The organism is Mycobacterium sp. E2462 (genome assembly GCF_001672685.1).
GTDB lineage: Bacteria > Actinomycetota > Actinomycetes > Mycobacteriales > Mycobacteriaceae > Mycobacterium.
The window spans coordinates 21,622-33,596 of sequence record NZ_LZKC01000384.1; the positions used below are offsets into that span (position 1 = coordinate 21,622).

Annotated in this window: 14 protein-coding genes; 8 read left to right on the forward strand and 6 right to left on the reverse strand. The window is 69.7% G+C overall.

Going from position 1 to position 11,975, the window contains the following annotated elements; all coding sequences use genetic code 11:
• Positions 1 to 203 precede the first annotated feature (203 nt).
• The 3 genes from A5714_RS20055 to A5714_RS20065 all read left to right on the forward strand — a co-directional run bounded on the left by A5714_RS20055 (position 204) and on the right by A5714_RS20065 (position 1,234).
• On the forward strand, positions 204 to 599 hold the full coding sequence (locus A5714_RS20055; protein ID WP_068288144.1) for a hypothetical protein: 396 nt from the start codon (positions 204 to 206) through the stop codon (positions 597 to 599).
• Complete coding sequence (locus A5714_RS20060; protein WP_068288147.1) at positions 599 to 901, forward strand: hypothetical protein; 303 nt, start codon at positions 599 to 601, stop codon at positions 899 to 901. Before A5714_RS20055 ends, A5714_RS20060 begins: the two co-directional genes overlap by 1 nt.
• A 111-nt stretch (positions 902 to 1,012) precedes the next feature.
• On the forward strand, positions 1,013 to 1,234 hold the full coding sequence (locus A5714_RS20065; protein ID WP_068073716.1) for a hypothetical protein: 222 nt from the start codon (positions 1,013 to 1,015) through the stop codon (positions 1,232 to 1,234).
• A gap of 6 nt (positions 1,235 to 1,240) precedes the next feature.
• On the opposite strand, the gene A5714_RS20070 is transcribed toward A5714_RS20065, so the two are convergent.
• Positions 1,241 to 2,371 (reverse strand): nitronate monooxygenase, encoded by a 1,131-nt coding sequence (locus tag A5714_RS20070; RefSeq protein WP_068073714.1) that lies wholly within the window; start codon positions 2,369 to 2,371, stop codon positions 1,241 to 1,243.
• Positions 2,372 to 2,695: 324 nt separating this feature from the next.
• Here A5714_RS20070 and A5714_RS20075 point away from each other — a divergent pair, with 324 nt between their 5' ends.
• A complete protein-coding gene (locus A5714_RS20075) occupies positions 2,696 to 4,633 on the forward strand; it encodes an NAD(P)/FAD-dependent oxidoreductase (protein WP_068288150.1) in 1,938 nt (645 codons plus the stop codon).
• A gap of 10 nt (positions 4,634 to 4,643) precedes the next feature.
• A complete protein-coding gene (locus A5714_RS20080; protein WP_068288153.1) occupies positions 4,644 to 5,669 on the forward strand; it encodes an alcohol dehydrogenase catalytic domain-containing protein in 1,026 nt (341 codons plus the stop codon).
• A gap of 22 nt (positions 5,670 to 5,691) precedes the next feature.
• Here the strand turns inward: A5714_RS20080 and A5714_RS20085 are convergent, their stop codons facing one another.
• Together A5714_RS20085 and dtd are read right to left on the reverse strand one after the other, a co-directional pair.
• Complete coding sequence (locus A5714_RS20085; RefSeq protein WP_068288156.1) at positions 5,692 to 6,603, reverse strand: class I SAM-dependent methyltransferase; 912 nt, start codon at positions 6,601 to 6,603, stop codon at positions 5,692 to 5,694.
• 77 nt (positions 6,604 to 6,680) lie between these two features.
• Positions 6,681 to 7,112 carry a D-aminoacyl-tRNA deacylase gene (gene dtd / locus A5714_RS20090; protein WP_068075205.1) on the reverse strand — a complete coding sequence of 144 codons (432 nt, stop codon included), beginning with the start codon at positions 7,110 to 7,112 and terminating at the stop codon, positions 6,681 to 6,683.
• 51 nt (positions 7,113 to 7,163) lie between these two features.
• On the opposite strand from dtd, the gene A5714_RS20095 reads away from it, so the two are divergent.
• The gene (locus tag A5714_RS20095; RefSeq protein ID WP_068075208.1) at positions 7,164 to 7,469 is read left to right on the forward strand and encodes an MTH1187 family thiamine-binding protein; all 306 of its coding nucleotides are present in this window, start codon (positions 7,164 to 7,166) and stop codon (positions 7,467 to 7,469) included.
• Between the two features lie 24 nt (positions 7,470 to 7,493).
• The gene (locus A5714_RS20100) at positions 7,494 to 8,768 is read left to right on the forward strand and encodes a competence/damage-inducible protein A (RefSeq protein WP_068288159.1); all 1,275 of its coding nucleotides are present in this window, start codon (positions 7,494 to 7,496) and stop codon (positions 8,766 to 8,768) included.
• Here A5714_RS20100 and A5714_RS20105 read toward each other — a convergent pair.
• Entirely contained in the window at positions 8,765 to 9,976 is a 1,212-nt protein-coding gene (locus tag A5714_RS20105) for an MFS transporter (RefSeq protein WP_068075220.1), read from the reverse strand. The genes A5714_RS20100 and A5714_RS20105 overlap by 4 nt on opposite strands.
• 191 nt (positions 9,977 to 10,167) lie before the next feature.
• Here A5714_RS20105 and A5714_RS20110 point away from each other — a divergent pair, with 191 nt between their 5' ends.
• On the forward strand, positions 10,168 to 10,566 hold the full coding sequence (locus tag A5714_RS20110) for a phage holin family protein (RefSeq protein ID WP_068075214.1): 399 nt from the start codon (positions 10,168 to 10,170) through the stop codon (positions 10,564 to 10,566).
• Positions 10,567 to 10,569: 3 nt separating this feature from the next.
• Here A5714_RS20110 and A5714_RS20115 read toward each other — a convergent pair whose 3' ends face one another.
• Entirely contained in the window at positions 10,570 to 11,529 is a 960-nt protein-coding gene (locus A5714_RS20115; RefSeq protein ID WP_068075217.1) for an FAD-dependent oxidoreductase, read from the reverse strand.
• Between the two features lie 12 nt (positions 11,530 to 11,541).
• A partial coding sequence (locus A5714_RS20120) for a hypothetical protein (protein WP_197513824.1) occupies positions 11,542 to 11,975 on the reverse strand: 434 nt, incomplete at its 5' end.

Below are 11,975 nucleotides of genomic sequence, written 5' to 3' on the forward strand. Positions count from 1 at the left end.
TCGTCTAGTCGTCCTCGTGCTAATAAACCACCGCCGCACCTCGGATGGGAAGGATTAGCGCAAGATCCTCGACGGGAATTGCAACGTGTTCTCTTCGGCACGAGCGTCGCGCCGGTATGGTCTTGTCGCCCCGAGCGGGCCGGATATGCTGTGGTGCAGGTCACCGCCACACGGACGGGGTGAGTCAGCGCGAGGGGTTGAAGATGATCCGGGAATCAGTTGTCGCCGCCACCTTGGCGGTCGGCGCGATCAGCGTGGCGCCGCACGCGGCCGCCTACGAGGGTGACGTTCCGGGCATGAACTTCCAGGCGACGCTGGGCGCGCCGTGCGATAACTACGAACGCTTCATCTTCGGGCGGGGGCCCAGCGGCCAGGCCGAGGCGTGTCACTTCCCGCCGCCGAACCAGTTCCCGGCCGCCACCACGGGCTACTGGGTCATCTCCTACCCGCTGTACGGGGTCCAGCAGAACGGGGCCAAGTGCCCGGGATCGCAAGCGGCCGCGCAGACGCCCGACGGGCTGCCCATGCTCTGCCTGGGCGCTCAGGGCTGGCAGCCGGGGTGGTTCACGGGCGCCGGGTTCTTCCCGCCCGCCGACTAATGGACGCGGCCACGGCCCGCCGCCGACCCGACACCGCGGTGGTGCCGCGCTGGCTGCGCTTCGTCGTGGCGTCGGATCGGACCGGCTCGGCCTGGTACATCGGCGCCGGCTTCTTTTTCGCGCCGGTGCTGGCCGTGCTGTCGCCTTGGCCCGCGGTCACCGTCGTGCTGTGGGCGGTGATCGGGGTGACCGGGCTGTGGCTCGGCCTGCTGGGCATCGCGATGGCCGTCGGGCTGGCCCGAATCCTGGCGTCCGGCGCCGAGATTCCCGAGGACTACTGGCGCAAGGTGGTGCACTACTAGCGTCCGGCCGGCCCTCGCCGGCGCGCCGGGTGGCTCCCGTCGCGTCTAGAGTCCTTAACGACGCAGCAACCACCGACTGTCCCAAGACTGTCCCCAGCAAGGAGATTCGAGATGGGCTTCAACCCCAAAGACGCAGTCGACGCGGCCAAGGACATCGCGACCAACGCCGTCGAGAAGGCCTCCGACATCGTGGAGCACGCCAGCGACATCATCCGCGGTGACATCGCCGGCGGCGCCAGCGGAATCGTTCAGAACTCGATCGAGATCGGCACGTACGCCGTCGACCGGGCGAAAGAGGTGTTCACCGGCCGCGACGACCTCGACGACGTCTAAGCACGGTTAGACGGCGGCGGCCTCATTGAGTTCGTCGAGCCGGTTGGTTGCCTCCAGGTACTCCTGGACCCAGCGCTCGATGACCGTCGCCGTCTTCTCCACCTTGTTGAATTGGCCGACGACCTGACCGACCGGGTTGAAGGCGACGTCGACGCTTTCGTTGGGATACCTGTTGGTGGCCCGCACCGCCATCCCGGACACCATGTACTGCAACGGCATTCCCAGCGGCTTGGGGTTGTCGGGCGCCTCCCAGGCCTCGGTCCAGTCGTTGCGCAGCATGCGGGCCGGCTTGCCCGTGAAGGAGCGGCTGCGCACGGTGTCGCGGCTACCCGCCTTGACGTACGCCTCCTGCTGGACGGGCGTGTTCGAGGACTCCTCGACCATCAGCCACTGCGATCCCGTCCACGCCCCTTGAGCGCCCAGCGCCAGCGCCGCCGCGATCTGCTGGCCGCTGCCGATGCCGCCGGCCGCCAGAACCGGCACCGGCGCGACCTCCTTGACCACCTGCGGCCACAGCACGATGGAGCCCACCTCGCCGCAGTGGCCGCCGGCCTCGCCGCCCTGCGCGATGATGATGTCGACGCCCGCGTCCGCGTGCTTGCGGGCCTGTGACGGCGAGCCGCACAGCGCGGCCACCTTCAGGCCGGCTTCGTGGATGTGCTTGATCATCTCGGCCGGCGGAGTGCCCAGCGCGTTGGCGATCATCTTGACCTTCGGGTGCTTGAGCGCCACCTCGACCTGCGGGGTCGCGGTCGCCTCGGTCCACCCCAGCAACTGCAAGGTGTCGCCGTCGCTGTCCTCGACCGGTACGCCGTGATCGGCGAGGATCTTCTTGCCGAAATCGAGGTGTTCCTGCGGGACCATCTTGCGCAGCGTGTCGGCCAGCTCCTCGGCGGACAGCTGCGAGTCCATGCCCTCGTACTTGTTCGGGATCACGATGTCGACGCCGTAGGGGTGGTCGCCGATGTTGTCGTCGATCCACTTGAGTTCGATCTCGAGCTGCTCGGGCGTGAAGCCGACGGCGCCGAGCACGCCGAAGCCACCGGCCTTGCTGACGGCCACCACGACGTCGCGGCAGTGGGTGAACGCGAAGATCGGGAACTCAATACCGAGCTCGTCGCAGATGGCGGTATGCATGCCTACTCCTGGGGCGCTGGCGGAATTGAAACGTGTTCTAGTTTAGTACCCGGCGTGCTGACGTGGCCAGCGGGTCCCGTCGCACTGTCCGGGACTACGGTTCGTCGCCGCCTACTTGCCGGTGGCCGGCGTTCGCGCGGGGTTGCCGCCACGCGCAACGTCCCCGTCGATGTCGTCTCCGCACCGCGCGAGCCGCGTTGCGGGCGGCCGCCCGGGCTCGCGTGGCCTCTTGATCCGCTCCGTCGGCAGCGGGTAGCGTAATGCTGCCAATTACGACACCACGAGTCTCGTAATTGTCCGTCTCCGGTGAAAGGATCTCAGCCGATGCGCAGCCGTTACGCCGGCGAACCGTTCACCACCGCTACCGCCCACATCGCTGCCGCGCTCGAGGAGGTCAGCGTCCCGACCCTGCTCCTGTCGCTCGTGCACGTCACCGGCGACCCGCGCTTCATCCGCGAGTACAAGCAGCTGGGCATCTTCCTCAACGAGGTGCAGGGGTTCATGTCCGAAGAGGACAAGGCCCGCGCCCGCGCCGAAGCCCTGTCGGTGCTCGCCGACTACCGCGACCGCGGTTGTCCAGAGCCGGCGCCGCTCAGCGCGGACCTCATCCGCGAGATGCTGGACTGGGCGGCCTGCGAACGCGTTCCCGACGACTACCTGCCCCTGGTCGGCGAGGAATTGGACCTCGACGGCGCGGACCCGCGCCGCCCGGCGCCCCTGCCCGTAGAACGCGCCGCCGAACTTCCCGTCGTGGTGATCGGGTGCGGCGAATCCGGCATCCTGGCCGGCATTCGGCTCAAGCAGGCCAACATCGAGTTCACCATCGTCGAGAAGAACGCCGGGCCGGGTGGAACCTGGTGGGAGAACCGCTATCCCGGCGCCCGGGTGGATGTGGCGAACCATTTCTATTGCTACAGCTTCGAACCGAACAACGACTGGACGCACTTCTTCGCCGAGCAGCCCGAGCTACAGGACTACTTCACCACGGTCGTCGCCAAGCACGGGCTCGGTGAGCACGTGCGGTGGAACACCGAGGTGCTCGGCGCCACATGGGACGACGACGACGGAACGTGGGGCGTCTCGCTGCGCGGCCCCACGGGGCGCGTCGAGACGCTGCGCGCCCGGGCCGTCATCACCGCGGTCGGCCAGCTCAATCGCCCCAACGTTCCCGACATCGCCGGCGCCGACACCTTCGCGGGGCCGACGTTCCACAGCGCGGCCTGGGACGCATCCGTCGATCTCACCGGCATGCGGGTCGCGCTCATCGGGGCCGGCGCCAGCGGCTTCCAGATCGCCCCGGCGATCGCGGACCGGGTCGACCAGTTGACGATTTACCAGCGCACCGCGCAATGGATGTTCCCGAACCCGATGTACCACGACGAGGTTCCCGACGGCGTCCGCTGGGCGATGCGCCACCTGCCGTACTACGGGCGGTGGTACCGGTTCCTGGTCCTGTGGCCGGGATCCGACAAGGGGCTGGACGCCGCGCAGACCGATCCCGACTTCGCCGACCAGGACCATGCCGTCAGCGACATCAACGCCGCGGCCCACATCATGTTCTCGCAGTGGATCACCAGCCAGATCGACGGACCCGGTGCGGCGGACCTGCTAGCCAAGGTGATGCCGGACTATCCCGCCTGCGGCAAGAGGACCCTGCAAGACAACGGCAGCTGGCTGAAGACGTTGCAGCGCACCAATGTCGAGCTGGTGCGCGCCCCGATCCGCGAGATCGCGCCCGACGGCGTGGTCACCGACGACGGGACACACCGCGGCGCCGACGTCATCGTCTACGCCACCGGCTTCCGGCACACCGACGTGCTGTGGCCGCTGACGGTGACCGGCCGCGACGGAGCGGATCTCCGCGAAAAGTGGGGCAGCCGGCCGTACGCCTACCTCGGCATCACCGTCCCGGATTTTCCCAACTTCTTCATCCTCTACGGGCCCGGCACCCACCTCGCGCACGGCGGCAGCCTGATCTTTCAGTCCGAACTGCAGATGCGTTATGTCGACCAATGCCTGCAGCGCATCGCGCAGGACGACCTGCATTCGCTGGAACCGCGGGCCGAGGCGGCCGACGACTGGCACCGACGCACGCAGCACCAGATCAAAAAGATGGTGTGGTCGCATCCCGCGGTCAAACACTCCTACTTCAAGAACGCCGACGGCGAGATCCACACCGTCAGCCCATGGCGGCTCAACGAATACTGGAGCGCCGTCCGCGAACCCGATTGGTCGCGGTTCGTGGTGCGAGGAAGAAAGTGAGCATGCCGACATGCGCACGGTAGTCGTCGACGGTCCCCGCAGCGTCCGGGTCGACACCCGGCCCGATCCGGCGCTGCCCGGATCCGACGCCGCGATCGTCGAGGTGACGGCCGCGGGCATCTGCGGCTCCGACCTGCATTTCTACGAGGCCGATTTCCCGCTGCCCGAGCCGATCGCCGTGGGACACGAGGCCATCGGCACCGTCGTGGCGGTGGGACCCGAGGTGCGCACCGCCAGGGTGGGTGACAAGGTCATGGTGTCGTCGGTGGCCGGGTGCGGCGCCTGCCCCGGCTGCGCCACCCGCGATCCGGTCATGTGCCACAGCGGCTTTCAGATCTTTGGCGGGGGAGCGCTGGGCGGGGCGCAGGCCGACCTGCTCGCGGTGCCCGCGGCAAACTTCCAGCTCCTCAAGGTGCCCGACGGCATCAGCGACGAGCAGGCGCTGCTGCTGACCGACAACCTGGCGACCGGCTGGGCGGCGGCGCAGCGCGCCGATATCCCCTTCGGTGGCACCGTGGCGGTGCTGGGCCTGGGCGCCGTCGGGCTGTGCTCGCTGCGCAGCGCGTTGTTTCAAGGCGCTGCAACGGTTTTCGCGGTCGACCACGTCGAGGGCCGGTTGGCGCGCGCCGCCCGTTGGGGAGCGACGCCCGTCAAGCCTCCGGCCGTCGAGGCGATCCTGGCGGCGACCGGAGGTCGCGGCGCCGACGCCGTCATCGACGCCGTCGCGACCGACGCCTCGCTGACCGACGCGCTCAACGCGGTGCGGCCCGGCGGCACGGTGTCCGTGGTCGGTGTGCACGACCTGAACCCGTTTCCGCTCAACGCCTTGGGCTGCCTGATCCGTAGCATCACCTTGCGGATGACCACCGCGCCGGTGCAACGCACCTGGCCGGAGCTGATCCCGCTGCTGCAGTCCGGGCGGCTCGACGTGGACGGCATCTTCACGACGACCCTGCCGTTGGACGACGCCGCGAAGGGCTACGCGACCGCCGGGTCGCGCACGGGCGAGGACGTCAAAATCCTGCTGAGGCCATAGCGCGGACGCGGGGGGTGGCTGGTCAGCGGGTCGCCGTGATGTATTGCGAATGCATGAAGCCGTCGATCTTGACGTCGACGTCCGGCGGGGTCAGCCCGTAACCGGCCTGCAGCTGCAGCGTGCTGCGGACCGGATCGACCGTCCACGCATGGGCGGCCAGCCGCTCCGCGGGTTCGGTCTGCGGTTCGTAGGTCAGCGCGGAGAAGTCCACGTCGCCGGACACATTCACCCCGGGGTGAGCCGACTCCAGCGCCGTGAGCTGATCGTGGTCGAGCCGAGAACCCAACGCTCCCACCGCGATTCGACTGCCCGGCGCGCTCAGCCCACTGATCCGGGTGAACAGCGCGTTCTGCGCCTCGTCGGTGAGGTAGGGCAGCAACCCCTCCACCGACCATGCGCTGGGACTTTCGACGTCGAAGCCGGCGGCTTCCAGCGGCCGTGACCAGTCGGACCGCAGGTCGGCGCCGACCTCGACGCGGCGGGCCTTCGGCGTGGCGCCGTGCTCACCGAGCACGCGGGCCTTGAACTCCAGCACCTTAGGCAGGTCAACCTCGAAAACGGTTGTGCCGGCGGGCCAGTCGAGGCGATACGCCCGGGAATCGAGGCCCGCGGCGACGATCACCGCCTGGCGGATGCCCGCCTCACCGGCAGCGGCGAAGAAGTCGTCGAAGAAGCGGGTCTGCACCCCGTACAGGCGAGGGAAGGCCGTCTCGTCCTCGGACGTCCCGGGGTTGGCGAGCACACCGGCGAGGTAAGGGTCCGCCGAGGCGGTGATGAACACCTTCGCGTACTCGTCGCGGACCAACGGGGACGAGCTCACGGCGTGCAGGGCGCGCCAACCCGCCACCAGCAGGGCCGTGTAGCCGACGCTGCTGACGATGTCCCAGTGGTCGTCGTCGGAGCGCAGCGAACCAAACTCCGGTGACGTGCTCACGGCCGCCCCTTCCAGCGCAAACGCAGACCCACAGATCGCATGAAGCCGACATACCCAACGTAGCCGCAGTTGTACCGTCAAAGCTCGAGAAACACCGTGACCGGGCCGTCGTTGACCAACTGCACTTGCATGTTCGCACCGAACACACCCGTCTGCACCTCGGCGCCCTGCTGGCGCAGCGCCGCCGCGAACGCTTCCACCAGCGGCTCGGCGAGGGCGCCCGGCGCGGCCGCGTTCCAGGACGGTCGGCGGCCCTTGGCCGTGTCGGCGTACAGCGTGAACTGGCTGACCACCAGGATCGGGGCCTGCACGTCCGCCGCCGACCGCTCGTCGGCGAGAATGCGCAGCCGCCACAGTTTTTCGGCCAGCCGCCGCGCGATGTCGGGTCCATCGCTGTGGGTGACGCCGACAAACGCCAGCAGGCCCTGCGCGTCGGGCCGGATGGCGCCGACCACCTCACCGCCCACCGATACCGACGCCGACGTGACCCGCTGCACCAACACCCGCATGGTTCCCGATGGTGCCAGGCCGGGCCCGCCGCAGTTGGGTACGCTCGTCGGATGTCCGTGCTCGTCGCGTTCTCCGTCACGCCGCTGGGGGTCGGCGAGGGCGTCGGCGAGATCGTCGCGGAGGCGGTCAGGGTGGTGCGGGCGTCCGGCCTGCCGAACAAGACCGACGCCATGTTCACCGTGATCGAGGGCGACACCTGGGACGAGGTCATGGCCGTCGTCCAGCGCGCGGTGGAAGCCGTCGCCGCCCGCGCGCCCAGGGTCAGCACCGTGATCAAGGCCGACTGGCGGCCCGGAGTGAGCGACGCCATGACGCGCAAGGTGGCCACGGTCGAGGATCACCTCGCCGGCGGCTGACCCAGCGGGCGCACCAGTAGGCTCGTGCCGGTGAGCGCACGCGCAGGCATCGTTGTCACCGGAACCGAGGTCCTCACCGGACGCGTCCAGGATGCGAACGGGCCGTGGCTCGCCGACCGCCTGCTCGAGCTGGGCGTCGAACTCGCCCACATCACCATCTGCGGTGACCGTCCGGCCGACATCGAGGCGCAGCTGCGCTTCCTGGCGGCACAGGACGTCGACCTGATCATCACCAGCGGCGGCCTGGGGCCGACCGCCGACGACATGACCGTCGAGGTGGTGGCGCGCTTCCGCGACCGCGAGTTGGTGCTCGACGACGAGCTGGAAGCCAAGATCGCCGACATCCTCAAACGCCTGATGGCGCGCTTCGACGGCGTCGACTTCGACTCGGTGCGGGCCGCCAATCGCAAGCAGGCCATGGTGCCGGCCGGCGCGGAGGTGCTCGACCCCGTCGGCACCGCTCCCGGGGTGGTGGTGCCCGGCACCCCGACCGTCGTCGTGCTGCCCGGCCCGCCGCGCGAGCTGCAACCCATGTGGCGCAAGGCAATGCAGACCGCCGCCGCGCAGCAGGCGGTCGCCGGGCGCACCGTCTACGAACAACAGACGGTGCGCATGTTCGGGCTGCCCGAGTCGGGCCTGGCCGAGACGCTGCGCGACGCCGAGCGGTCCGTGCCCGGTTTCGGCGCGCTCGAGATCACCACCTGCCTGCGCCGCGGCGAAATCGAGATGGTCACCCGCTACGAGCCGGACGCCGCCGCAAGCTACGCCGACCTGGTCCGGCTGCTGCGCGACCGGCACGGCGAGCAGCTGTTCTCCGAAAACGGTTCACTGGTGGACGATCTGGTGGCGCAACTGCTCACCGGTCGCCTCATCGCGACCGCCGAGTCGTGCACGGCGGGGCTGCTGGCCGCACGGCTCACCGATCGCCCCGGGTCGTCGGCGTACGTGGCGGGCGGCGTGGTCTCCTACTCGAACGAGGCCAAGGCGGAGCTGCTGGGCGTCGACCCGGCGCTGATCGAGGAGCACGGAGCCGTCTCCGAGCCGGTGGCCGAGGCGATGGCCGCGGGCGCGCTGCAACGCTTCGGCGCCGACACCGCCGTCGCCATCACCGGGATTGCCGGCCCCGGCGGCGGCACGGAGACCAAGCCGGTCGGCACGGTGTGCTTCACGGTCCGGCTGCGAGACGGCCGCGCCGACACCCGCACGTTGCTGTTGCCGGGCAACCGCTCGGACATCCGGGAACGCTCGACCACCGTCGCCATGCACCTGCTGCGACGCCTGCTGAGCCAACCCTCCTAGGTCGGTTCGGTTGGCAGGAAAGCGCTTTGGGAGCTGCCGAACCGAATCCCGGTGGCGTCCTTGCCGATCAGCGTCAGGACGGTCACGGCCAGCAGCACCGGCACGATCGTCGCCGCCAGCGCGAAGGGATAGCCGTGCGACTCCGCCAGCCGCTCCTGAATGGGCAGGTTGAACGCCGCCAGCAGGTTGCCCAGCTGGTAGGTGACGCCGGGATAGAGGCCGCGGATGGCGTCGGGGGACAACTCGGTGAGGTGAGCGGGGATCACGCCCCACGCCCCCTGCACGCACACCTGCATCAGGAACGAGCCGAGGCACAGCATGGCCGCCGTCCGCGAATACGCGAACAGCGGCACGATGGGCAGCCCGAGCAGCGCGCAGAAGGCGACGGTGTAGCGGCGGCTGAACCGTTGCGAGAGCGTGCCGAAGAACAGCCCGCCGACGATCGCGCCGACGTTGTAGACGACCACGATCCACTTCACGGTGACGCTGGACAGGCCGGCGCCGTGGTTGGCGGTCGAGCCCAGGAAGGTCGGGTAGACGTCCTGGGTGCCGTGGCTCATCCAGTTGAAGGCGGTCATCAGCAGGACCAGGTAGACGAACCGGCGGATGATGGCGCCGTCGCGCAGGACGTCGCGAATCCGGGTGTTGGTCAGCTTCAGCTGGTCCTGGGCGGCCTCCCAAACCTCGGACTCCTGCACGCGGTAGCGGATGATCAAGCTGATCAGGGCCGGAATGACGGACAGCCCGAACAGCCACCGCCACGACAGTCCCAACCAATCCATCACCACCAAAGAACCCACGCTGGCCAGCAGGTAGCCGAAGGCGTAGCCCTCCTGCAGCAGGCCGGAGAAGAACCCGCGCCGCTCGACGGGCACCTTCTCCATCGCCAGCGCGGCGCCCAGGCCCCATTCGCCGCCCATGCCCAGCCCGTAGAGCAGGCGCAGGATCACCAGCACCGTGAAGTTGGGCGCGAACGCACACAGAAAGCCGACCACCGAATAGAAGATGACGTCCACCATCAGCGGGGTACGCCGGCCGACGCGGTCGGCCCATAAGCCGAACAGCAACGCCCCCACCGGCCGCATGACCAGGGTGGCGGTGGTGATGAACGCGACCTCGGCCTTGCTGTGGTGGAACGTCTTCGCGATGTCGGCATAGACGAATACCACGATGAAGTAGTCGAAGGCGTCCATCGTCCAGCCCAGCATCGCCGCGACGAACGAGTTGCGTTGGTCGGCGGTAAGCCGCTGCCGAGGGCGTGGGTTCTGCAAGCTCGGTGTGGTCACCTGAGCATCGTGCAGGACCGCGCCGCGATGCGCGAGAGCCTGGCCGCGCGACACGCACCGAATTCGCCGGCGGCCGCGCGGCGTTGCCCGCGGCCGGTGGCAGGATCGGCCCCATGGGCCCTTTCCTGTTCCGCGCCACCGTCACCGGGTTCGCGCTGTGGCTGGTCACCAAGCTCGTGCACGGCATCACCTTTGTCGGCGGTGACAGCACGCTGCAGCGGGCCGGCATCATCTTCGTCGTCGCGGTGATCTTCGGGCTCGTCAACGCGTTCATCAAGCCGGTCGTCCGCATCCTGTCGATCCCGCTGTACATCCTGACGCTCGGCCTGTTCCACGTTGTCGTGAACGCGCTGATGCTCTGGATCACCGCGCGGATCACGGCGCACACCACCCACTGGGGCCTGCAGATCGACCACTTCTGGTGGACGGCGATCCTGGCGGCGATCGTGTTGTCGATCGTGAGTTGGGTGCTCTCGCTGGTGATCCGCGACGTCGGCCTGCGCGGCCGGTGAGCCCTAGCGCTGCACCAACCGCAGGACGTCGCGCGCGCACCCCCAAGACAGCGTCACCCCGTTGCCGCCGTGCCCGTAGTTGTGGATGCAGCGCGCCCGCCCCAGGGGTTCGGCCGCCACGCGCACCGAGGGCCGGTCGGGCCGCAGCCCGGTGATCGTCTCGATCACCTCGGCGTCGCCCAGCCGCGGCTCGATCCGCCTGCAGCGCCTCAGGATCCGCTCGCTGAGCTCCGGGTCGGGCGTGGTGTCCCAGCGGCCGGGCACGCCGATACCGCCGCACACGACCCGCCGCGGGTGGGGGAAGTAGCAGGTCCATTCCGGTCCGCCGTTGATCTCCACAAACAGCTGGCGCAGCCCGGGATTGGTGAGCACCAGGTGCTGGCCGAAGACCGGGCGGACGGTGTCGTCACCGGTGAGCGCTCCGGCCGCGAGGCCCGTGCAGTTGACGACGATCGGCGCGGCGTCGGCGGCCTCGGCCAGTGACCGCACCGTGCGCCGCTCGATGCCGCAGCCGGCCGCGGCCAGCCGGCGGGTGAGGTAGTCGAGGTAGCGGGGCATGTCGATCATCGGGACGGTGGCGCAGAACCCGCCGGCGAACCCGTCGGGCACCTCGCTCGGGTCGGCGGCGCGCAGGCCGGGGATGAGGGCGGCCGCGGACGCCATGGCCTGCGCCGCCGTCAGTTCGCCGACGGCCAGGGCCGGCGCCAGCTGCACCCCGGAGTCGGGTAGCCCGGCCAGCTCATGGAAGACGTGCAGCGAGTGTTCGGTCCAGCCCAGCGTCTGGGCCGCGCGTTCGGCGGGCCGCGGCGGCAGCCACACGGCACCGGCCACCATCGACGTCGTCTGCCGCGGGGGCGCCGCGCTCCAGATCTGTACCGGCCAGCCCGCCTCGGCCAGCACGACGGCCGAGGTCAGACCGCTGACGCCCGCGCCGACGACGACGATCGGTTGCGTGCTGGCCACGGACGCCTCGGGTCAGGAGTGCGGCGGCGCGCTGCTGGGGGGCTGCTGGGCGCTCGGTGCCGGCTGCTGGCCGTTCTGCCCGCCAAGCAGGCCGTTGAGGATGCCCAGCGTGCCCTGCACGCCGGCGGGCGGCGCGCTCGGCGGGAGCGCGGCGTCCGGGGTGAGCTGCCAGGGCTGGCACCCCGACGTCTTGAACGCCTTGTCCGTCGGGTCGATCTGCACCACCTGGGGCTTCTTGCTCATGGAGTTGTCGATCAGCGCGCCGTCGGGGTTGCCGGTCCGCTTCCAGTAGCAGGTGCCGTTGCCGACGGGTCCGCCCGAGCTGTAGATGCCCGGCGCGATGTCGCTGCCCACCGCGTAGATGCCGTCCTTGTCGATGGCGGTCTTCGGCCCCGGCCCGGGCGGCGCGCCGTGCGCGGGTGCGGGCCCGGGGGCCGGTCCGGGGG

What these genes read in the sequence shown, in the direction of transcription:
- A5714_RS20110 (WP_068075214.1), top strand. Translation starts at nt 10,168, where the DNA reads ATGGGCCCTTTCCTGTTCCGCGCCACCGTCACCGGGTTCGCGCTGTGG.
- A5714_RS20080 (WP_068288153.1), top strand. Translation starts at nt 4,644, where the DNA reads ATGCGCACGGTAGTCGTCGACGGTCCCCGCAGCGTCCGGGTCGACACC.
- A5714_RS20060 (WP_068288147.1), top strand. Translation starts at nt 599, where the DNA reads ATGGACGCGGCCACGGCCCGCCGCCGACCCGACACCGCGGTGGTGCCG.
- A5714_RS20105 (WP_068075220.1), bottom strand. Translation starts at nt 9,976, where the DNA reads ATGCTGGGCTGGACGATGGACGCCTTCGACTACTTCATCGTGGTATTC.
- A5714_RS20075 (WP_068288150.1), top strand. Translation starts at nt 2,696, where the DNA reads ATGCGCAGCCGTTACGCCGGCGAACCGTTCACCACCGCTACCGCCCAC.
- A5714_RS20070 (WP_068073714.1), bottom strand. Translation starts at nt 2,371, where the DNA reads ATGCATACCGCCATCTGCGACGAGCTCGGTATTGAGTTCCCGATCTTC.
- A5714_RS20055 (WP_068288144.1), top strand. Translation starts at nt 204, where the DNA reads ATGATCCGGGAATCAGTTGTCGCCGCCACCTTGGCGGTCGGCGCGATC.
- A5714_RS20065 (WP_068073716.1), top strand. Translation starts at nt 1,013, where the DNA reads ATGGGCTTCAACCCCAAAGACGCAGTCGACGCGGCCAAGGACATCGCG.
- A5714_RS20095 (WP_068075208.1), top strand. Translation starts at nt 7,164, where the DNA reads ATGTCCGTGCTCGTCGCGTTCTCCGTCACGCCGCTGGGGGTCGGCGAG.
- dtd (WP_068075205.1), bottom strand. Translation starts at nt 7,112, where the DNA reads ATGCGGGTGTTGGTGCAGCGGGTCACGTCGGCGTCGGTATCGGTGGGC.